Below are 19,834 nucleotides of genomic sequence, written 5' to 3' on the forward strand. Positions count from 1 at the left end.
GTGAGCTCGGCGATCTGCTGCAGCGTGGCGTTGATGTCCGAGGTCACGGTGGTGGTCATGGACTGCACCGAGACGGGGGCGTCGCCGCCGACCGGCACGTTGCCGACCATGATCTGCCGGGAGACACGGCGCTTGGCGAGCGGCTTGAGCGGCAGGGACGGAATACCGAGCGCTACCGGCATGAGACCTTGCTCCTCACTTCGTTGTCGTCGACTGGTCGGAGGCGGTTCCCGGCCGCGCTCGGCCGGGGTGGAGCAGCTCGCCCAGGGCGCGGGCGATGTCCTGCCCCGAGAGCCCGCAGCGCGCCAGGATGTCGTCCCGCGCGCCGTGCTCCAGGAAGTCCTGCGGCAGCCCGAAGGTGCGGACGGCTGCCGCCGCTCCGGCATCGCCCATCGCCTGGGCGATCGCCTGTCCGGCGCCACCGGCGCGGCCGCCGTCCTCGACGGTGGCGACCAGCGTGTGGCGCAGGCCGAGCTCGACCACGGCGGGCGGGACGGGCTTGACCCAGCGGGGGTCGACGACGGTGACCCCGACGCCGTGCCGGGCCAGCCGGTCGGCCGCGTCCAGGCACGCCCCGGCCATCGCGCCCACCGCGACGAGCAGGACGTCCGGTGTCGTACCGCGCCGCAGGACGTCCACGCCGCCGACGGTCTCGACGGCCGGGATGTCCGGGCCGGTGCGGCCCTTGGGGAAGCGCAGGGCGGTGGGCCCGTCGTGCACGGCGACCGCCTCGCGCAGGGCCCGCCGCAGGGCGGCGGCGTCCCGCGGCGCGGCCACCCGCAGCCCGGGCACCAGCTGGAGCAGCGACAGGTCCCACATCCCGTGGTGGGAGGGGCCGTCGTCACCGGTCACGCCCGCGCGGTCGAGGACGAAGGTCACCGGCGCCCGGTGCAGGGCGGTGTCGAGCAGGAGCTGGTCGAAGGCCCGGTTGAGGAAGGTCGCGTACACCGCCACCACCGGGTGCAGGCCGCCGAAGGCCAGGCCCGCCGCCGCCGTCACCGCGTGCTGCTCGGCGATGCCGACGTCGACGGTGCGGTCGGGGTAGCGGCGGGCGAACTCGCCCAGCCCGGTCGGTTCGAGCATGGCCGCCGTGATGGCCACGAGGTCCGTCCGGGTCGCGCCGAGCTCGGCCAGTTCGCCGCTGAAGACGGACGTCCACGAGGGCGAGCCGTCCCCGTCCGGGCCGGGCTTGGCCCTGGCGCGGACGGCGTGGAAGCGGTCCGCCTCGTCCTGCTCGGCCGGGGCGTGGCCGCGGCCCTTCTCGGTGACGCAGTGGACGAGGACGGGCCGGCCGAGGGCGGCCGCGCGGCGCAGTGCCGCTTCGGTCGCCGCGATGTCGTGCCCGTCGACCGGCCCCAGGTAGGCCAGCCCGAGCTGCTCGAACAGGGCCTGCGGGGCCTCGGGGCCGCGCAGGGCCGCGAGGTGGCCGGCCAGCGCACCCGTGGTGGGGGCGTAGGACCGGGCGTTGTCGTTGAGCACGACGATCACCGGCCGGTCCGGTGCCGCCGCGATGTTGTTGAGGGCCTCCCAGGCCATCCCGCCGGTCATCGCGCCGTCGCCGATCACCGCCACGACGCGGTCCGCGGCGCCGCTCAGGCGGTGCGCCCGGGCCAGCCCGTCCGCCCAGGACAGCACGGTCGAGGCGTGCGAGTTCTCGATGACGTCGTGAGCGGACTCCTGCCGCGACGGGTAGCCGGAGAGGCCGCCCGCCTGCCGGAGGGTGGCGAAGCCGTCGGCCCGGCCGGTGAGGATCTTGTGCACGTAGGCCTGGTGCCCGGTGTCCCAGAGGATCCGGTCGTCGGGGGAGTCGAAGACCCGGTGCAGCGCGATCGACAGCTCGACGACCCCCAGGTTGGGCCCGAGGTGCCCACCGGTCCGGGTGACCGCCTCCACCATGAACGTCCGGATGTCCGAAGCCAGTCGGCAGGCCTGGTCGGGGGAGAGGGCCCGCAGACCGGCCGGTCCGCCGAGGTCCTCCAGCGACGGTACGGCGTGCTCCCCGGCCGCCGGCCGCGAGCCGGCCGGATGGGCGTGTGCGACGGTCGGCATCAGTGCACCTCGTCTGCCAGCGGAGTGCGCGGCACCCGGCCGGTGACCGGATCCGCCAGACGCCCCGGGATGGAGAAGACGACGTCCTCCACGGCGCCCTGCTGGACCTCGACCCCGCCGTAGCCGAGGTCGGCCAACCGGTCGACCAGCTCGCGGACCAGGATCTCCGGGGCGCTGGCCCCCGAGCTGACCCCGACGGTCGACACGCCCTCCAGCCACCGCTCGTCGAGGTGGGTGAGGTCCGGCACCAGGTGCGCGGCGCAGCCCCGCTCCCGGGCCACCTCCACCATCCGCAGCGAGTTGCTGGAGTTGTGGGACCCGACGACCAGGACCAGGTCCTGCCCGTCGGCCAGCTCCTTGACCGCGGTCTGCCGGTTCTGGCTGGCGTAGCAGATGTCGTCGTCGTGCGGGCCGACCAGGTCGGTGAACCGGTCGTGCAGCGCCTCGACCACCCGGGCGGTCTCGTCGAACGACAGGGTGGTCTGGGTGAGGTAGGCCACCGGGGTGTCGTCGGCCAGGTCGAGCCGCCGCACGTCCTCGGTCGTCTCGACCACCAGGGTGCGCTCGGGAGCCTCGCCGAGGACCCCTTCGACCTCCTCGTGGCCCGCGTGGCCGACCAGCAGGATGATCCGGCCGTCGCGGACGAACCGGAGCGCCTCCTGGTGCACCTTGGCGACCAGCGGGCAGGTGGCGTCGATGACCTCCAGGCTGCGCCGCGCGGCGCCGGTCCGCACCGCGGGCGAGACCCCGTGCGCGGAGAACACGCAGATCGCCCCCTCGGGCACCTCGTCCTCGCTGTCGACGAAGACCGCGCCCCGCTTCTCCAGCTCGGAGACGATGTAGTGGTTGTGGACGATCTCCTTGCGGACGTAGACCGGTGCACCGTGCAGGTCCAGGGCCCGCTCCACGATGCCGATGGCGCGGCGCACCCCGGCGCAGAAGCCTCGCGGCTGGGCCAGTACGACCCGTCCTTCGGTCTCGGCTCCGGCCGAGGCCGCCGAGCGTAATTGACGTACCATCAGAGTCCTTTTCACGCAGGGGACATGTCCGCCGTCGGGCACCCGGTGCCGGGGGAGCGGGTGGTCAGGGCAGCCGGTCGGCACGGCCGGGTTCCGGGATCCCGGGGGCGCCGGAGGCGAGCTGGCTCCACAGCGCCATCTCGGCGGGTGAGAGCGGCAGATGGGGGATGAGGCGCTCCGGGTGGCCGGGTCCGGGGAGGGGGCGGGGGCGGGCCCCGCGCCCCGGCGGGTACGGCTCCCCCGCCGTCAGCCACTCGAACGGCGGGTTGAGGCCCCAGAACGCGCCGAAGGTCACCAGCCCCGGCTGCAGCCACTTCATGAATCTGATCGGCCAGCGGTCTTCGTGACGGTCCATCAGGAGGCGGACCGCCCGGCGGTGGCGGCGTGCTGGTGCGCCAGGTAGGCGTACTGGCTCGGCATCCGGTCGGTCAGGGACTCCGCCTGCCGGCGCACCAGCTGGAACTCCCGGACCGCCGCGGTGTCGTCGAGCTTGGAGAGCACCGGCAGCGACCGGGTCGACAGCCCGCCGAGCCCGAGGAGCATGGCCGAGTACGAGTACGGCTCGAAGCCGTGGAAGTAGGGGTAGACCGAGTCCTGGTCGGGCAGCCGGGTGCGCCACTGCTCGATGCGCTCGGCGAGGCCGTCGGGCAGCGGGCGGCTCTTGGCGTCCCGCCAGTACTGGTTGTCGTTGCGGGCGGCGGCGTAGTAATGGAGGACGAGGAACTCGCGGACGCCGTCCATCACCCGGCCGACCTGCCGGTTGTACGCCTCGCGGAGCCGTTCGTCGTCGCGGCCGCCGGGGAGGTGCCGGACCAGCTGCTCGATGCCGTTCTGGATGAAGAAGATGCCGGTCGACTCCAGCGGTTCGACGAAGCCGCTGGAGAGGCCGATCGCCACGCAGTTCTTCGCCCAGGACTGGGCGCTGCGCCCGATCCTCATCCGGATGTGGTTGGCGGTGAGGTCCTCCGCCGCCGGGCCGACGAACTCCCGCAGGGTGCGTTCGGCCTCCTCCGGCGAGCAGTAGTCGCTGGCGTAGACGTACCCGGTGCCCAGGCGGTCGAGCAGCGGGATCGTCCAGATCCATCCGGCGTCCTGGGCGGTGGCCGTGGTGCACGGGCGCATGCCCCGGGCCGCCACGTCCACCGGCACCCGCAGGGCCACCGCGCTGTCGTTCGGGAGGGTGTCCTGGTACGAGACGAACGGCACGCCCAGCGCCTGGTTCAGCAGCAGGCCGCGGAACCCGGTGCAGTCGACGAACAGGTCGCCGGCCAGCTCCCCGTTCTCCTTGGTGAGGACGTCGCGGATGCTGCCGTCCTCGTCGAGGCGGACGTCGAGCACGTCGTCGCGGACGTGCCGGACCCCGCGCTTCGTCCCGAACTCGCTCAGGAACCGGGCCAGCAGGGTGGCGTCGAAGTGGTAGGCGTACGGGAACTGGGTGCTCTGGCCGGGCGGTGCCGCGCGGCGGGGATCGCCCTGGCCCGCCGCGTAGTCCTGCTCGAAGATGGTTCCGTCGAGGTGGCGGGGGGAGCTCTTGGCGTCGCACAGCGCGGCCAGCACGGAGGCGTCGTGGTCGAAGCGCTCGCTCGGGCGCAGGTGCAGCCACCAGTCGGCGAGCGAGTAGCCCTCCACGACCCGCGGCCGCTCGAACGGGTGGTAGAAGTAGTGCCCCTTGGCCCGCCAGTCCTCGAAGCGGATGGCGAGCTTGTAGGAGGCGTGGCACTGCGGCATCCACTCGTGCTCGGCCAGCCCCAGGAACTGGAAGAAGTGCCGGACGGTGCTGAAGGTGGCCTCGCCCACGCCGATCGTCGAGACGTTCTTCGACTCGACGAGCGTCACGTCGATCCGGTCGCCGAGCGCCGCCTTGAGGTACGTGGCGGTCATCCATCCCGCGGTACCGCCACCGACGATTACCACACTGGAGATCATTGGTCCTCACCCTGGTTTTCTGTGGACGATGGGACGGTTCAGCCCGTGCTGCCCGCGAACTCGGCGGCGTGCACCTGCCCCCGCTGGCTTCGGAGTTCGGGGAACGGAAGGACGATCCGACGGATCAGGTAGTCGATGCCGCTGCTGCCGCCGGTGCCCTGCTCGCCGCCGACCATCCGCGACATCAGGCCGAGGTGGGCGACCTTCCAGCGCCACAGTCCGTCGCCGACGTCGAGCAGAGCTTCGGCGACCCGGTGCAGCCCGCCGGCCCCGGGCCCCAGTCGGCACACCTGTGCCACCGAGAGGCCGGAGCGTTCCGCGGCGGCCGTGAACGCCTCGTACAGCGCTCCCGCCCGCCGGTCGGTGCCGACCAGCCGGGCGAGCCCGGCGAACTGCTCGGACTGGGCTCCGCTCGCGGTGCCGAGGAAGGGCCGGAACTCGACGAAGTGCCGCAGCGGCAGGCGTTCCAGCACCAGGACCTGCTCGTGCAGCACCCGGAGCAGGTCGCCGGCCCGCCGCAGCAGCTCCGCGCTCAGTTCGAGGTCCGCCGCACCGGACCCGGACCCGGACGCGGACCCGGACGCGAGCGTGTCGACCACGGCATCGAGGTCGGCGACCAGCTGCTTGAGCCACAGCTCGCAGGACTGGTGCGCCACGATGAAGAAGTGCTCGGCCAGTACCACCGCGCGGTCGGCCGTGCCCGAGCTCCGTGGCTGCTGGAGCGAGAGCAGGGTGTCCACCTGCAGGTAGTCCGCGTAGGTCAGATCGGTCATGAGTCACTCCAGGTGCGGTACTCGGTCGATGACACTGCGGCACTGCGGCACTGAGACACTGCGTCGGCTCAGGCGGTGCCGGTGAGTACCTGGCGCAGCAGGCGGACGAAGGGCTTGGGCTCGCCCTGGAACCCCGTGTGGTCCCCGGGGAAGTCGACGAGCGCGGTGCCGAGCTCCCCGGCGAGGGCGGTGGCGGCCCGGTGGGACAGCTGCCCCTTGGAGTCGGTGCCGCCCGCCACCACGACGGGGGCGGAAGCGGCCCGCAGCGCGGCCAGATCGGGGCGGTAGCAGGCGGTGGGGCGCAGGATGTGCAGGAAGAACCGGTCGAGGATGGCCCGGACGTCGTCCGGCGGGGTGAACGACTCCAGGTCGGTCACCTCGTGCCGCCCGCCGCCGGGGGGCCGGGAGAAGCGTTCGACGCCGGTCAGGGCGGCGTACTTCTTCAGCGCCTCGTTGCGGCCCGTGCCGGCGTAGGTGTCGCACACCTCCTCCAGTGCGGCGCGCAACTGCTCGCCGTCCGGGAGCAGTTCGACCAGCGGCGCCTCGTGGGCGACCACCGCGCGGACCAGCCGCGGGTACCGGGTGAGCAGCGCGAGCGCGATGGAGGCCCCGCCGCTGCTGCCGAAGACGTACGCCGGTTCGTCGCCGAGCGCGGCCAGCAGGTGGCCGACGTCGTCGGTCAGCAGGTCGAGCGTCACCTCCGCGTCCTGGTCCTCCACGGTGCTGCGCAGGATGCCGCGCGGGTCGTAGGTGACGACGGTGAAGTGCTCGGCGAGCAGCGGGGTGATGGTCGCGAAGCCCCGGCTGCCCATGGGGGCGCCGACCAGCAGGAGCAGCGGGCCCGTTCCGCTGGTCTCGTAGCACAGCCGCGCGCCCGGCAGGTCCAGCAGGTGGCTGGTCGGCTCGGTGGTCGTCGCCATGTCCGGTTCGTCCTTTCGATCGGTTCGCACGGCCGTGCCGCGCGGTGGAGGGCCGGTGCCCGGGCCCGGCTGTGGCCCGGATCGGGCCCGGTTCAGGCCCAGTTGAGGTCGAGCGGCAGGTGTTTGGGGCCGAAGATCCCCCGGGCGTCGTGGAACTCGACGCCGGGCGCGGCCGAGAACCCGCTCCAGCGTTCGAGCATCAGCTCCAGGGCGATGCGGGTCTCCAGCCGGGCCAGCGGCGCCCCGATGCAGAAGTGGATCCCGTGTCCGAAGCTCAGGTGGGGGTTGGGCTTGCGGCGGAAGTCGAAGCGGTCCGGGTCGGGGAACACCCGCTCGTCCCGGTTGGCCGAGGAGAGCCAGGTGACGACGATCTCGCCGGCCGGGACGGTGCGGCCGCCGATCTCGACCTCCCGGGTGGTCCGGCGCGTCATCGGGGCCAGCGGTGCCCGGTAGCGGAGCACCTCCTCGATCGTGGTGGGCAGCAGGCCGGGGTCGGCGCGCAGGGCCGCGACGGCCTCGGGGTGCTCGCTCAGGCAGAGCACGGAGTTGCCGAGCAGGACGGTCGTGGTGATGTGGCCGGCCAGCAGGAGCAGGCTGACGAAGCCGACCATCTCCTCGTCCGCCAGGCGCTGTCCGTCCACCTCCGCGGCCGCGAGCGCGCTGATCAGGTCGTCCTTCGGCCGGGCCCGCCGGGAGCGGATGTGCTCCAGGCAGTACGGGTTCATCTCGCGCATGACCGCCGCCATGGACTGGACCCGGGCCTCGTTGGGGATGAGGCCGCCGCTCTGCCCCTTCGGCGACACCAGGTCCTCGGCCCACCGCCGGAAGGTCGCGCGGTCCTCGGCGGGGATGCCCAGGAGCTCGGTGATGACGATGACCGGCAGCGGGTAGGCGAGGTCCGAGACCACCTCGATCCGGTCCGAGCCCTTGACCGCGTCCAGCAGCTCCCCGGTGATGGCGGTGATGCGGGGCTGGAGCCGGGCCACCACCCGCGGGGTGAACGCCTTGCTCACCAGGGTGCGCAGCTTGCGGTGGTCGGGCGGGTCCTTCCGGATGAGGTTGCCCCGGGAGAAGAGGTCGACGTCCTCCTGGGAGGGGGTGATGTCGCTGAAGTCGGAGGAGAAGACGGTCGGGTCGGCCAGGGTCTGTTCGGCCTCGGCGTAGCGGAAGACGTGCCAGACGCCGGCCTGCTCGTCGTGGCTGACGGGCTCCTGCGCCCTCATCCGCCGGAACCAGTCCAGGGTCGCCTCGGCATCGCCGGACTGGTCGGCCAGTCCGAGGCCGGGCTCGGTTGCGGTCATCGCGGGGTCCCCCTCGGGTCGGTCAGGGTCGGTCAGGTCAGGTCAGGTCAGGTCAGGTCAGGTCGGGGTCGGGCCGGGTCAGGTCGGGCCGGGGTCGGGCCGGGGCCACGTCCGGGCCGGGGCCCGGGCGGCTCGGCGGGTCCGGCCGGCCAGGCCGAGAACCGCCTCATCCCGTAGAGCAGCGGTACGTCCGGTCGGAGCTCCAGGCCCGCCACCTCGCCGAGGACGACGGTGTGGTCGCCGACGGGGTGCAGCCCGGTGACGGCGCACTCCGCGACGGCGAGGGCGTCCTCGTGCAGCCACGGCAGCCCCGCCGTCCCGGTCGGCCGCCAGCGGACCTGCGCGAAGCGGTCCGCCACGGGGGAGGAGAACACCTCCGCGGCGGCGCGGGCCCGCGCGTTCAGCAGGTTGACCGCGAACCACTTCCGCGTCCGGATCACCTCCAGGGTGCTGCCGCCGGTCTTCAGACAGACGAGCAGGGTCGGCGGGTCGAGGGCGACGCTGCTGAGCGAGGAACAGGTGACGCCCCGGGGCGAGCCGTCCCGGCCGGTGCCCGTCACGACCGCCACCCCGGTGGGGAAGGAGCTCATCAGCGACCGGAACGCGTCCGCGCCGACCGGGTGGTGCTCGTCGTGCAGTGGTCCGGGACGGGCGGCAGCGGTGCGCATGGCTTCCACGAGAGATCCTCTGCTGGTGTCTGGCGGGTGTCGGGCCCTCGGGGCGGCGGCCGTCGGCCGTTCCGCCGCTCCCGGCCCGGACCACCCGGACGTCATGTCCGTGCGGCGCCGTCCGACTGTTCCGCGGTCACGGATCCGGCGAGGGACAGCAGCGAACTGAAGGCGGAGGGAGGATGCTCCGGGTCCCATGCGACGTGGAACTCGCCTTCCATCCGGTCGAGCAGGATCATCAGCGTCAGCGAGTCGACGCCGAGTTCCAGGAGCGAGGCCCCGCGGTCGATCGGCTCGCCCTCCGCATGGTCGTCCCAGACCTCCGCGAGGATTTCCTCAAGACGGGCGAGGACGTTTTCCGAGCCGGCGTTTCCCATTCTCAGTCCTCCTGTCCGGGCCGGGCGGTTCCGGCCGCCGTCCCGGCCGCAGTGGCGCGCAGCGCGCGCCGGTCGATCTTTCCGGCGGCATTGCGCGGCAGCGCCGAAACGGTCCGGAATTCCGCCGGTCGCTTGTACCGGCTCAGCTGCCGGCGCGCCAGCTCCCTTAGGGAGTCCGGAAGTTCGGCGTCCTGCCGGGTTGTCACGACATAGGCGACGGGTGATTCGCCCCATTCGGCGTCGGGTACCGCGACCACGCATACTTCGTGAACGTCCGGGTGGTGGAGCAGTACCTGTTCGACCTCGGCGGGGTAGACCTTCTGGCCGCCCCGGATGATGACGTCCTTCACCCGCCCGGTGAGGTGGATGTAGCCCTCTTCGTCGACCGTGCCGAGGTCCCCGGTGCGAATCCAGCCGTCGCGCAGGACCTCTGCGGTGGCCTCGGGGTCCTTCCAGTACGCGCGCATGACGGCGGGGCTGCGCACCCACAGTTCGCCGATCCGCCCGGTGGGGGAGGCGTGTTCCTCGTCGTCGAGGCTGCGGAACACCGTGCCCATGGTCGCCCGGCCGATGGAGGCGGCGCGGCCGCGGGCCTCCCCCGGCGTGTAGTCGTGGTCGGCGGGCGGCAGGGTCACCACGGGGCCGCCCGCCTCCGTCAGGCCGTACAGCTGGCGGAACCCGCAGCCGAACGCCGCGTGCGCCTCCAGGAGCAGCGGGCGCGGCATCGGTGCCGCGCCGTAGATGATCTCCCGGAGGCCGGACGGCGCGGCCGACCCGGGCCTGCGGGACTTCAGCAGGTAGCGGAGCATGTCCGGCACCAGGAACAGGTGGGTCACCTGGTGGCGGCGGATCGTGGCGAGGCACTCCTGCGGGCTGAACATCCGCATGAGCGAGACGGTCGCGCCCGAGGCCAGGTAGATGAGGGGGATCACCATCGCCCCGTGGGACAGCGGCCCGCAGTGGAGGAGGACCTGGTCCGGGTCCGGCCGGACGTCGGCCTGGTAGCCCAGGGCCACGGACCGCAGGGAGCGGTGGTCGATGCAGACGCCCTTGGGGTCGCCGGTCGTCGCGGAGGTCTGCAGGATGAACGCCGGTTCGTCGTCGGGGACGTCGTCGCCCGGCGGTCGGGCGGGGGCGTCGGAGACGGCCCGCCGGTACTCCTCGGTGTCGTAGTGCAGGACGGGGAGTCCGGCGGCGGAGCCGGCGGTTCCCGGCAGGCCGGCCTCGCCGACGATCGCCGAGACCTCGTACCGCCGGACGGCGGCGGCCACCTCCTCGGCCACGGCGGTGTAGTGGAGGGGGACGGCGGCCGCGCCGATCTTCCCCAGCGCGAAGTAGGTCTCGAACACCTCCAGGCGGTTGTGCGAGACCACCGCGACCCGGTGGCCGCGTTCGACGCCCAGGGCCAGGAGGGCTCCGGCGAGGTGGTCGGTCCGGCGGTCCAGCTCCGCGTAGGTGATGTGGCGGTCGCCGTCGCGGACGGCGATCCGCTCGCCGTGGCGCTGCCGGCCTCGCTCCAGAAGCAGAGCCATCCAGGACATCGGCGGACCTCCCCTGTCTCGGCTTTCGTGTCTGTGATCAGCAACAGGCACACTGCCGGGACGGGTCCGGAGCCAACAACCCTCACTTTGCTGGGGTACCCGTCCGAAGGGTCGTCTGTTAATGTGCGGGCCCCCTTGAGCCGGGCCGCCACAGGTATCCGGACGGAATGGGCGAAAGGGGCGAGTCGCCGATGTCTGCACATCCGGGCGAGCGGTGGGGGCGGATTGTAGCGCATTCCCCGGCGACCGTATACCCCCGAAAATGAGGGTTGTTGCGGCAGGGGTCGCGGGGCAGTGTTGCCATTGATACGCAAGCGATACAAGCGAAAGTAATCCGGGCCGACCGGATCTTCGGTTCCGGGGCGCGGTGTCGCGACCGACGAGCTCTAGCCACGGGGGTCTGAAATGGCGTTTGACATCACCTTACAGGCCTTTGCCTGTATTCCCGTGGCCGTGGCCGGTGCCCCCGTGGAGTTCCCGGGGTCGAACCCTCGCCGACTTTCGGCCATTTCCCTCTGACATACATCCATCGATATTCCCTGTCTGCCCGTGCCGCGCGGTGCACCCTGCCGCGGGCTGCTTCGGCGCGCGCTCCGCAGCGAGCGTGCGCAGATCGGAATTCATCCTGTGGATCACGTCGCCGACTACCCCAGTGCTGCCGACCACGCGGGCGAGGTCCCGCCCGAACTCGACCGGTTACGCTGCGCGGAGCCCGTCTCCCGCGTCCGTCTGCCGGACGGGAGGACCGCCTGGCTGGTGACCCGCCACGACGACGTGCGCACGGTGCTCTCCGGCACGGGGTTCACCCGGGACCTGGCCTCGGCCGCAGCCGGGGCACCCGCCGCCGGGGGCGGCGCCGCGATGCGCACGGTGAACATGGACGGTCGCCCGCACCTCGAACTCCGCGGCCTGGTCTCCCGGGCGTTCGCCGTCCGCCAGATCGACGGAATGCGCGGGCGGGTCGAGGAGTTGACGGAGAGTCTGCTCGACGGCCTGGAGAAGGAGGGGCCGCCCGCGGACCTGGTGCGCCACGTCGCCGCGCCGCTGCCGGCCGTCCTCATCTGCGAGCTGCTCGGGTTCCCGACCGCCGACCACGACGCGCTCGCCCGTCTGTGCGACCGGATCACCACCGTGGGCGCCGGCGGCCTCGACCAGGAGGCGTGGCGGGATCTCAGCACCCACGTGACCCGGACGGTGGAGGAGAAGCGCGCGGCCCTCCGGCAGGGCGGCCGCGCGGACGCCGACGTGCTGAGCTCCCTGGTCCACGCCCACGACGAGGAGGGCAGGCTCGGCTACCAGGAGCTCGTCACGCTGGCGATCGTGATCCTCGCCGGCGGCCTGGAGACGACACAGACCGCGATCAGCGCAGGACTGCTCCGACTCCTGCGCCACGGCGACCAGTTGGCGGCGCTGCGGGAGGATCCCTCCCTCCTGGACGGCGCGGTCGAGGAGATCCTCCGCCACCAGCCGGTCGTCGACCTCAACCGGGTCCAGGTGGCGACCGAGGACGTCCTGCTGAGCGGGCAGCCGGTGCGCGCGGGCGAGCTGGTCCAGGTCTCCGTCAACGCCGCCAACCGCGACGAGGCGGTCTTCCCCGACGCCGCGCGGTTCGACATCGCGCGGCAGCCGAACCCGCACCTCGCGTTCGGGCACGGCGCCCACCACTGCCTCGGGGCCGCGCTCGCGCGGCTCGAACTGACGACGGTGTTCTCGGCGGTCCTCCGGCGCTTCCCGGACCTGCGCCTGGCGGTGCCGGCCGAGAGCCTGCGCTGGCGCGGCGGCCACGTCACCCTGGGCCTGCAGGAGCTGCCCGTCGCCTGGTGAGGACCGTCCGGTACCCGGACGAGGTCCGCACCACCCCGGTCGACCCGGCCAGGAAGGTTCACTGCGCATGCTCATATGTCGATATATCGATCATGCGGCCGATCACGGCCGCCCCGGATACGGACGGCTGGAGCAGGGCCCCGGCGGCCCCGCCGTCGTCCCCGTCGCGTACGACCGGACGGCCGGCCGCTGGGTGGACGGCGCCGGTCGGGCGCGCCCGCTCGACGAGGTCACCGTCCTGCCCCCGGCCGAGCCGAGCAAGATCGCCTGCGTCGCACTCAACCGCGCGCCGGACGGCCACCTGCCGTCCGCCGGCCGGGGTCCCACCGGCGCCGCCTCCTGCGCCGTCGTCCTCAAACCGCCGTCCTCGCTGGCCGCCCACGGTGCGACGGTGCACCACCCGGGCACAGCATGGGAGTTGAAGTACGAGGCCGAGCTGGCCGTGGTGATCGGCGTGCGCTGCACCCGGGTGCCACCGGACCAGGCCGCCCGGGTCGTGGCCGGGTACACCTGCGCCAACGACCTCACGGCGTACGCGAAACCGCCGGCGGACGGCTCCGGGGACCCGGCCCGGACGGGCCACCCGCCGGTCTGGGCCAAGCACTTCGACGGCTTCACCCCGCTCGGCCCCTGGCTCGCCACGGACCTCGACCCGGAGGACGCCGAGATCACCTGCACCGTCGACGGCGAGACCGTGCAGCGCGCCAGTACCAGCGGCCTCCTCACCCCGGTGCGCGAGGTGATCGCCGCGGTCAGCCAGCACATGACGCTGCTGCCCGGCGACGTGATCCTCACCGGGACTCCCGCGGGCTCGGGCCCACTGCCCATCGGCAGCAGGGTCGAGGTCGCGATCAAGGACATCGGCACCCTCACCACGACCGTCGGCATTCCGGACGAAGGGCAGTACGAGAGATGACGATCGTCAACAACGTGACGCGCGAAGCCGAACTGTCGGGCCTCGCCTCGTTCCTGGCCGGCGGTGACGCGCTGCAGCGCGACCTGCTCGACATCTGGGGCGGACGCCGCGACCAGGTCGGCAGGATCGCCGAGTACGCACTGGTCCCGGCCGGAAAGCTGCTGCGCCCGCTCCTGGTGCTCGAAGCGGCCCGGTGCGTCGGCGGAAACCCGGAGGGCCTGGCCGAACTGGCCCTCGCCATCGAGTACCTGCACGTCGCCACCCTGATCCACGACGACATCATCGACGAGGACGACGTGCGCCGCGGCCGCCCCTCCGTCAAGGCGGCCTTCGGCGTGCCCGCCGCCATCGTCGCCGGGGACGGCCTGATCCTGGAGACCTTCGTCGCCCTGACCGGCTCCCGGCCCGCCGGCGTCTCGGACGCCGACATCGTGGCGGTGACCTCGGTCATGGCCACGGCCGGGGTGGGCCTGTGCCGCGGCCAGCTGCTGGAGTCCGAGTTCGTCGGCGACCTGGAGTGCACCGCGGACCAGTACCTGACGATGGCTCAGCTGAAGACCGGGGTGCTCTTCGAGTCGGCCTGCCGGATCGGGGCCATCCTCGGCACCGACCGGCAGGACTGGATCGACGACCTGGGCGCGTTCGGCATGAACCTGGGCACCGCCTTCCAGATCCGGGACGACCTGCTCGCCTTCGACGACACCGCCGCGTTCATCGGCAAGCCCCGGGAGAGCGACCTGCAGAACCGCCGGCCGACCCTGCCGGTCCTGCTGGCCTACCAGCGGGCCACGGACGGCGAGCGCAAGCAGCTGGAGCAGGCGTTCCAGGGGGAGTTCCCCGTCGACGAAGCCTTCGCCCTGCTCCGGACGATCGTCGAGACCACCGGCGGCCGGGAGACGGCCGAACAGGTCGCCACGGACCTGATCACCGACGCACAGGGACGCCTCACCGGCCTTCCGGCGGGCGAGAGCACCGACATGCTCGCGGAGATCGCGGGCTACGCGTCCCGGCGCGCGTTCTGACATGGGCGCCACCCGGCTCGTCCGCACACTCGACGCGCACCTGCGCACCTGGCGCCCCTACACGATCTGGTACCCCGGCCTGGTCGGGCTCGCCGGCGCGACCCTGGCCGCCGACCCGCACGCCGACGCCCGACTGCTCGCCGCCTGGTTCGTGCCCACCGCGGTCTGGACGGCCGCCCACTACCTCGGCGACTACCTCGACCGGGACCTCGACGCCATCAGCAAGCCGCAGCGGCCCATCCCGTCGGGCCGGCTGCGGCCCGGGGCGGCGCTCGCCTGCGGCGCCGCCCTGGCCGCCGCGGCCTGCGCCGCCGCGCTGGCCGTCAACTGGCGCACCGCCCTGCTGCTGGCGATCGGCATCGGCGGGGCGCTCGCCTACAACGGCCTCTTCAAGGCGCGCGGGATCTGGGGCAACATCGTCCGCGGAGCCCTCACCGGCGCGGCCTTCGCCTTCGGCACGATGACGGCCGTCCCGCTCCCGCCCGCCGAACTGCTGCCGTTCGTCCTGGTGTTCTGGGCGCACGACGCCGCCTCGAACCTCGTCGGCACCCTGCGCGACGTCGCCGGGGACCGCGAGGGCGGCTACGCCACCTTCGCCGTGCGCCGAGGGCTGCGGACGGCCGGGCGGACGGCGGCGGCCCTCTACGGCCTGGCCGTCGCGACCGCGGCGGCGGGGGCGGCGCTGGTGCCGCGCGACCCCGCGGCCTACCTCCTCGTGGTGCTCCTGGCCGCCCTGACCGGCTGCGGTGCCTTCCGGGTGGTCCTCGCCTCCGGCCGCACCCTCACCCAGCACGCGGCCCTGCGCGCGCACGAGGTGCTGGTCGCGGAGCGGCTCGTCCTCGCGGACGCCCTGCTCGTCCCGGGCCTCGGACTGCCCGCGGCGATCGGGGTCCTCGTCCCGGTGCTCGTCCTCACCGTCACCACCCAGCGCGCGATGCGCTCCGGGCACGAGTTCGTCCCGGAGGACCGCGCACAACCCGCCCACTGAACCGAGCCGACCCCTGACGAGGGAGCAAGGAGAGACGTTTCCCGTGAGCTCAGCCGTGGACACCCGTGTCGAGGCGTCGATCGCGCACGCCGCCGAGACCCTGTTCGACGCCCAGCGGCCGGAGGGATACTGGCCCAACCGGCGCCCCACCGCCGTCCTGGGCACGGCCGGCGCGCTGGCCGCCCTGCACATCGCTGACCCGGAGCGCTCCCGCGACCTGATCGACCGCGGGGCCCGGTGGCTGCGGTCCGCCCAGGGCCCCGACGGAGGGTGGGGCGGCACCGCCGGCGCCACCCCCCAACTGATCCCCACCGTGGTCGCGGCCGCGACCCTGCACCTGCTGGACCGGGACGGACACCGCGAGTCCGTGCGCCGGGCCCTGGACCTGGTGCGCTCGCAGGGCGGACTCGAGGCCCTCACCGATCCCGGCATGGCCCACATGGCCAGGACCTTCCTCGCCCTCGCGGGCCTCGAGGACCTGACCGGCTCCCGGCGCATCCCCCTCGAACTGCTCCTGCTGCCCCCGCGGTTGTGGCGCGGCCGGCTCTCCTTCCGGGTGGCGCCGTTCGTTGCGATGGCGTTCATCCAGGCCCGCCACAGCCCGCCGACCGGGCTCGGCCGCCTGCTGTGGCGCGCGTCCCGGCAGGCCGGACTGCGCGCGCTCGCCCAGGTGGAACGGGGCGAGAACCAGCGCGGCGGGTACGGCGGCGACAACTGGCTGGTCGCGGTGGTCTGCATCGGCCTCAGCTGCGCCGGGGCCCCGCCCGCGGCCGTCGCCGAGGCCGTCGGCTACCTCCGGTCCACCGTGCAGCCCGACGGCTCCTGGCACATCATGCAGGGCCTCGACCTGATCGGCGGCTCCTACGTGGCCCGCGGCCTGGCGGACGCCGGCTACACCGACGACGAACGCCTGGTCCGGGCCCGGCAGTGGCTGCGCGGATGCCAGCAGGACCAGGCGTTCCCCGTCTTCGACGCCCCGCCCGGCGGCTGGGGCTGGGAGGGGCCCCGCGGCTGGCCGAACTTCCTCGACAGCGCCAACGTGCTGTCCGCGCTCGCCCCCGCGGGCGAGGAGGGCGGTGGAGAACTGCGCCGCGGGCTGCGCTGGCTGGAGTCCCGGCAGGACCGCACGGGATCGTGGGGGACCTTCGTGCCCGACACCACGCTGCCGAACGACGGCCCCTGCCCCTACGTCACCGCCCAGTCCGTCGAGGCCCTGCTGGACGGCGGCGCCTCGCCGGACGACCCCGCGGTGCGCCGCGCCCTGGACTGGCTGCTCACCCACCAGCGGCCGGACGGCGGCTACGAGGCCCTGTGGTACCGGGGCCTCACCGCGGGGACCTCCCTGGCGCTGGTCGCCTTCGGCCGGGCCGGACTCGCCGGCCACCCGGTGGCCCGGCGGGCCCGCGAGGCCCTGCTGCGCGGACGGCTCGCGGACGGCTCCTGGGGCCCGGGCGAGACCGGGACACCCGGCGACGACCCCTCGCCGGGGACGGTCGAGGAGACCGCCTGGGCCCTGCGGGCGCTGCTCGCCTCCGGGATGCCGGCCGACGACCCGCAGGTGCGCGGCGCGGCCGACTGGATCCTGGCGGCGCAGCAGCCGGACGGCCTGTGGCAGGCCGGGCAGGTCTGCATGCACATCCGGAACTTCGCCTACTACGTGGACGGCCTGATCGTCCACGGACTCGCGCTGAAGGCACTGGGAAGCTACCGGACCGCCCTGGCGGCCGACCGCCACGAGGGAAGGGAGGCACGGTGACGGCAGGGCAGCGGACGACAGGGCAGCGGCCGGCCGGTCCGGTGGACGCGGACATCGTGATCTGCGGCGCCGGGGTCGCCGGCCTGGCGGCGGCCTGCGCGCTCGGCCGGCTCGGACTCGACGTCCTGCTGGTGGAGAAGCAGCGGTACCAGCCCCCGGTCGCGAAGGGCGAGGTCCTCCAGCCGGGCTCGCTGAACCTCCTGCACGACTGGGGTGTGCTCGGGGCGCTGGAGGCCAGGCGGGCGGTGCGGCTCAACCGCCTGGTCGCCCGGCGGAGCGACGGCTCCGAACTGCTCGCCATGGACTTCGGCCAGCTCGACACCGAGCGCTCCTGGATGCTGGCCCACGACTACGCGACGATCCTGGAGTGCCTGGGCGAGTCCCTGGGCCCCACCGTGCGCCGCGAGGGCGGCGTCCTGGTCGACGACCTCCTGAGGGACGAGCACGGCCGCGTCGCCGGCGTGCGGACCGGCGGTGGCGGGCGCGAGATCCGGGCCCGGGTCGTGCTGGCCGCCGACGGCAGGTCCTCGCGCCTGCGCCGGCTCTCCGGGATGACCGCGGACCCGGTGGCGTACGGCCACCGGCTGCTCTGCCTCGAACTCTCCGGGAAGCCACCGGTGGCCGACGAGGTGTCCGCCTACGTCACCGACCGCGGGCTGGTGATGGTCTATCCGCTGCCGGACGACCGGATCCGGGTCTACGTCCAGGTGGCGGCGGACGAGCTGCGGAAGGCCGACCGGGCGCGGCTGCGCCAGTGGTGCGAGGCGCTCCTCGCCGACGTGCCCGCGATCGGCCCGCTGGCCGGGGCGCTCCAGGACGGTCTGGACAGCCGGCAGCTGCTGCCGGTGTTCCAGTTCCGCGCACCCTCCCTGGTGCGGCCGGGCATCGCGCTGATCGGGGAGGCCGCGCACGGCGTGCATCCGCTCGCGGCGCAGGGGATGAACACGGCCATCGGCGACGCGGCCGCGCTCGCCTCCCGGCTGGCCGGCGCGGACCTCGCGAGCCGGACGGCGGCCGACGCGGCACTGCGCGCCTACGAGACGGAACGCCTGGAGCGGATCAAGGGCATCCACACCATGAGCCACAACGCCGCGCGGATGATGACCAGCACCTCGCGCAGCGGGCGGGTGTTCGGCCGGCGGCTGCTCAGCGGGACGGCTCGGAGCGGGCGGCTGCGCTATCTGACGACCTACAACATGTCGGGCCTCGGCATGCGTCCGCTCGGCCCGCTGGACCGGCTCGTCCAGTTCGGGGTGCTGCCCGAGCGCCGGGCGGCGATGCCCCTCCTCGGTGCGAGATGACCGGGGTCCGCGGTGCACGGGACGGCACCGTGCCGGACGGGAACCGCGCAGGACGGGAAGCGTGCAGGACAGGAACCGCGCAGGCAGGAACCGTGCAGGGCTGGAACAGCCGCAACGACTGGAAGGGTTGACACGATGTCGGACACACGCAAGGCGGCCTTCGAGGTCCGTCCGCTGACCGCGGCTCTGGGCGCGGAGATCCACGGGCTGCGCCTGGAGGCGATCACGGACGAGCAGTTCGCCGAACTGCGCCGGCTGCTGCTGGAGCACCTGGTGCTCTTCGTCCCGGACCAGCAGGGGTGGTCGCCCGAGTCGCGCACCGCCTTCGGACGGCGCTTCGGGGAGCTGGAGGTCCACCCCTACCTGCCCCACCTCGACGGGCACCCCGAGATCCAGATCATCGACTCGGAGCAGGACGGCAAGATCCCCATCTGGCACACCGACATGACCTACTCGCCGAACCCGCCGATCGGGTCCGTGCTGCAGATCGTCCGCAGCCCCGGCGTGGGCGGCGACACCATGTGGTCGAACCAGTACCTGGCCTACGAGGCGCTGTCCGCCCCGCTGCGGGAGCTGCTGGACGGGCTGACCGCGGTCCACGCCATCCGCATTCCGGGGCTGGAGAGCCGGGCGGAGCACCCCGTCGTCCGGGTCCACCCGGAGACCGGGCGCCGGGCCCTGTTCGTGAACCGGGCCCACACCTCGCACATCGCCCAGCTCAGCCGCAACGAGAGCGACGCGCTCCTGCAGTACCTCACCGAGTTCGCCACCTCGCCGCAGTTCACCTGCCGCTACCAGTGGCGGCCGGGCGACGTGGCGATCTGGGACAACCGGGTCACCCAGCACTACGCCGTCGACGACTACGCGGAGCGCCGCACGGGCTACCGCGTCGTCGTCCTCGGCGACACCCCCACCGGGAACGACGCCCGCTGGGAGCAGTACCGGCCCAAGCCGGGGGAGCGCTACGCGCCGGGCCGGATGAACGCGAAGGAGTCCTACTGACGCCCCACCCCGCGACGGATCCGACGGACGGCCCGATCTCATGTGCACGCAAGTGAGAGGTGTTGAGTGTCATGCTAGGAGCAACCCAACTACTCACCCCCAGGCAGACCGAAGTGGTCCGGCTCGCAGTTCTCGGCCTGACCGCGAAGGAGACCGCTCGCCGGCTGGGCATCTCGAAGAACACCGTCGACGAGCACCTGCGGGACGCCCGGCTGCGGGTCGGGGCGGCCAGCAAGTCCCGCCTGATCGGCTGGGCGGTCGCGTCCGGGATCGTCCAGTTCTGACGGTCCGTCCCTGAGCGGACCGGCATCGCACGAAGGGGCGGCCGCCCGGCTGTTTATAACGGGGGGCCGCCCCCAACGGGCAGTTAGTATGCGCGGGACAAAGTGCGGTCGCCGGGGGGGGGGGGGGGGTCGGCCGCGGAAGTCAACCAGGGGGCGGACGCCAAGAC

The 19,834-nt window shown here is 73.3% G+C and carries 19 protein-coding genes; 8 read left to right on the forward strand and 11 right to left on the reverse strand.

The features are described 5' to 3' along the window. The 11 genes from ACFVVX_RS37260 to ACFVVX_RS37310 form a co-directional block, all read right to left on the reverse strand. The coding region (locus tag ACFVVX_RS37260; RefSeq protein ID WP_387952547.1) for a flavodoxin-dependent (E)-4-hydroxy-3-methylbut-2-enyl-diphosphate synthase at positions 1-182 on the reverse strand (182 nt) is incomplete at its 3' end. Between the two features lie 13 nt (positions 183-195). Beyond that, entirely contained in the window at positions 196-2,049 is a 1,854-nt protein-coding gene (locus ACFVVX_RS37265) for a 1-deoxy-D-xylulose-5-phosphate synthase (RefSeq protein WP_387952548.1), read from the reverse strand. Further along, positions 2,049-3,068: a 4-hydroxy-3-methylbut-2-enyl diphosphate reductase gene (locus tag ACFVVX_RS37270; protein ID WP_387952550.1), complete on the reverse strand. Its 1,020-nt coding sequence runs from the start codon at positions 3,066-3,068 to the stop codon at positions 2,049-2,051. Before ACFVVX_RS37270 ends, ACFVVX_RS37265 begins: the two co-directional genes overlap by 1 nt. A 64-nt stretch (positions 3,069-3,132) precedes the next feature. Then, entirely contained in the window at positions 3,133-3,387 is a 255-nt protein-coding gene (locus ACFVVX_RS37275) for a DUF6059 family protein (RefSeq protein ID WP_387952551.1), read from the reverse strand. Between the two features lie 35 nt (positions 3,388-3,422). Further along, complete coding sequence (locus ACFVVX_RS37280; protein WP_387952553.1) at positions 3,423-4,994, reverse strand: tryptophan halogenase family protein; 1,572 nt, start codon at positions 4,992-4,994, stop codon at positions 3,423-3,425. 38 nt (positions 4,995-5,032) lie between these two features. Then, the gene (locus ACFVVX_RS37285) at positions 5,033-5,767 is read right to left on the reverse strand and encodes a tryptophan 2,3-dioxygenase family protein (RefSeq protein ID WP_387952555.1); all 735 of its coding nucleotides are present in this window, start codon (positions 5,765-5,767) and stop codon (positions 5,033-5,035) included. Between the two features lie 68 nt (positions 5,768-5,835). After that, positions 5,836-6,687, reverse strand: a complete 852-nt coding sequence (locus ACFVVX_RS37290; protein WP_387952556.1) for an alpha/beta fold hydrolase — start codon at positions 6,685-6,687, stop codon at positions 5,836-5,838. A 92-nt stretch (positions 6,688-6,779) separates the two neighbouring features. Then, the gene (locus ACFVVX_RS37295; RefSeq protein WP_387952558.1) at positions 6,780-7,988 is read right to left on the reverse strand and encodes a cytochrome P450; all 1,209 of its coding nucleotides are present in this window, start codon (positions 7,986-7,988) and stop codon (positions 6,780-6,782) included. Positions 7,989-8,035: 47 nt separating this feature from the next. Further along, on the reverse strand, positions 8,036-8,656 hold the full coding sequence (locus ACFVVX_RS37300; protein ID WP_387952560.1) for a flavin reductase family protein: 621 nt from the start codon (positions 8,654-8,656) through the stop codon (positions 8,036-8,038). A gap of 101 nt (positions 8,657-8,757) precedes the next feature. Next, a complete protein-coding gene (locus ACFVVX_RS37305) occupies positions 8,758-9,033 on the reverse strand; it encodes an acyl carrier protein (protein ID WP_387952562.1) in 276 nt (91 codons plus the stop codon). A 2-nt stretch (positions 9,034-9,035) separates the two neighbouring features. Next, entirely contained in the window at positions 9,036-10,565 is a 1,530-nt protein-coding gene (locus tag ACFVVX_RS37310) for a class I adenylate-forming enzyme family protein (protein WP_387952563.1), read from the reverse strand. Between the two features lie 636 nt (positions 10,566-11,201). On the opposite strand from ACFVVX_RS37310, the gene ACFVVX_RS37315 reads away from it, so the two are divergent. From ACFVVX_RS37315 to ACFVVX_RS37350, 8 genes are all read left to right on the forward strand, one after another. Next, on the forward strand, positions 11,202-12,398 hold the full coding sequence (locus tag ACFVVX_RS37315) for a cytochrome P450 (RefSeq protein ID WP_387952565.1): 1,197 nt from the start codon (positions 11,202-11,204) through the stop codon (positions 12,396-12,398). Positions 12,399-12,465: 67 nt separating this feature from the next. Then, positions 12,466-13,314, forward strand: coding sequence for a fumarylacetoacetate hydrolase family protein (locus ACFVVX_RS37320; RefSeq protein ID WP_387952567.1), 849 nt, complete (start codon positions 12,466-12,468; stop codon positions 13,312-13,314). Continuing rightward, positions 13,311-14,336: a polyprenyl synthetase family protein gene (locus ACFVVX_RS37325; protein ID WP_387952569.1), complete on the forward strand. Its 1,026-nt coding sequence runs from the start codon at positions 13,311-13,313 to the stop codon at positions 14,334-14,336. The genes ACFVVX_RS37320 and ACFVVX_RS37325 overlap by 4 nt, the downstream gene beginning before the upstream one ends. A 1-nt stretch (position 14,337) precedes the next feature. Beyond that, positions 14,338-15,324, forward strand: a complete 987-nt coding sequence (locus ACFVVX_RS37330; protein ID WP_387952571.1) for a UbiA family prenyltransferase — start codon at positions 14,338-14,340, stop codon at positions 15,322-15,324. Between the two features lie 43 nt (positions 15,325-15,367). Next, positions 15,368-17,080 carry a prenyltransferase/squalene oxidase repeat-containing protein gene (locus ACFVVX_RS37335; protein ID WP_387952573.1) on the forward strand — a complete coding sequence of 571 codons (1,713 nt, stop codon included), beginning with the start codon at positions 15,368-15,370 and terminating at the stop codon, positions 17,078-17,080. Then, the gene (locus tag ACFVVX_RS37340) at positions 17,077-18,381 is read left to right on the forward strand and encodes an FAD-dependent oxidoreductase (RefSeq protein ID WP_387952575.1); all 1,305 of its coding nucleotides are present in this window, start codon (positions 17,077-17,079) and stop codon (positions 18,379-18,381) included. The genes ACFVVX_RS37335 and ACFVVX_RS37340 overlap by 4 nt, the downstream gene beginning before the upstream one ends. 135 nt (positions 18,382-18,516) lie before the next feature. Next, complete coding sequence (locus ACFVVX_RS37345; protein ID WP_387952577.1) at positions 18,517-19,383, forward strand: TauD/TfdA dioxygenase family protein; 867 nt, start codon at positions 18,517-18,519, stop codon at positions 19,381-19,383. Positions 19,384-19,454: 71 nt separating this feature from the next. Further along, the gene (locus tag ACFVVX_RS37350) at positions 19,455-19,667 is read left to right on the forward strand and encodes a LuxR C-terminal-related transcriptional regulator (protein WP_387952578.1); all 213 of its coding nucleotides are present in this window, start codon (positions 19,455-19,457) and stop codon (positions 19,665-19,667) included. Positions 19,668-19,834 lie beyond the last annotated feature (167 nt).

This window comes from Kitasatospora sp. NPDC058170 (assembly GCF_042883905.1).
Taxonomy (GTDB): Bacteria; Actinomycetota; Actinomycetes; order Streptomycetales; family Streptomycetaceae; genus Kitasatospora.

Bases quoted from the DNA above. Each gene is read 5' to 3' on its own strand.
- ACFVVX_RS37270 (WP_387952550.1), bottom strand. From the start codon at position 3,068: ATGGTACGTCAATTACGCTCGGCGGCCTCGGCCGGAGCCGAGACCGAA.
- ACFVVX_RS37350 (WP_387952578.1), top strand. From the start codon at position 19,455: ATGCTAGGAGCAACCCAACTACTCACCCCCAGGCAGACCGAAGTGGTC.
- ACFVVX_RS37280 (WP_387952553.1), bottom strand. From the start codon at position 4,994: ATGATCTCCAGTGTGGTAATCGTCGGTGGCGGTACCGCGGGATGGATG.
- ACFVVX_RS37275 (WP_387952551.1), bottom strand. From the start codon at position 3,387: ATGAAGTGGCTGCAGCCGGGGCTGGTGACCTTCGGCGCGTTCTGGGGC.
- ACFVVX_RS37310 (WP_387952563.1), bottom strand. From the start codon at position 10,565: ATGGCTCTGCTTCTGGAGCGAGGCCGGCAGCGCCACGGCGAGCGGATC.
- ACFVVX_RS37300 (WP_387952560.1), bottom strand. From the start codon at position 8,656: ATGCGCACCGCTGCCGCCCGTCCCGGACCACTGCACGACGAGCACCAC.
- ACFVVX_RS37330 (WP_387952571.1), top strand. From the start codon at position 14,338: ATGGGCGCCACCCGGCTCGTCCGCACACTCGACGCGCACCTGCGCACC.
- ACFVVX_RS37295 (WP_387952558.1), bottom strand. From the start codon at position 7,988: ATGACCGCAACCGAGCCCGGCCTCGGACTGGCCGACCAGTCCGGCGAT.
- ACFVVX_RS37305 (WP_387952562.1), bottom strand. From the start codon at position 9,033: ATGGGAAACGCCGGCTCGGAAAACGTCCTCGCCCGTCTTGAGGAAATC.
- ACFVVX_RS37325 (WP_387952569.1), top strand. From the start codon at position 13,311: ATGACGATCGTCAACAACGTGACGCGCGAAGCCGAACTGTCGGGCCTC.
- ACFVVX_RS37285 (WP_387952555.1), bottom strand. From the start codon at position 5,767: ATGACCGATCTGACCTACGCGGACTACCTGCAGGTGGACACCCTGCTC.
- ACFVVX_RS37345 (WP_387952577.1), top strand. From the start codon at position 18,517: ATGTCGGACACACGCAAGGCGGCCTTCGAGGTCCGTCCGCTGACCGCG.
- ACFVVX_RS37320 (WP_387952567.1), top strand. From the start codon at position 12,466: ATGCTCATATGTCGATATATCGATCATGCGGCCGATCACGGCCGCCCC.
- ACFVVX_RS37265 (WP_387952548.1), bottom strand. From the start codon at position 2,049: ATGCCGACCGTCGCACACGCCCATCCGGCCGGCTCGCGGCCGGCGGCC.
- ACFVVX_RS37290 (WP_387952556.1), bottom strand. From the start codon at position 6,687: ATGGCGACGACCACCGAGCCGACCAGCCACCTGCTGGACCTGCCGGGC.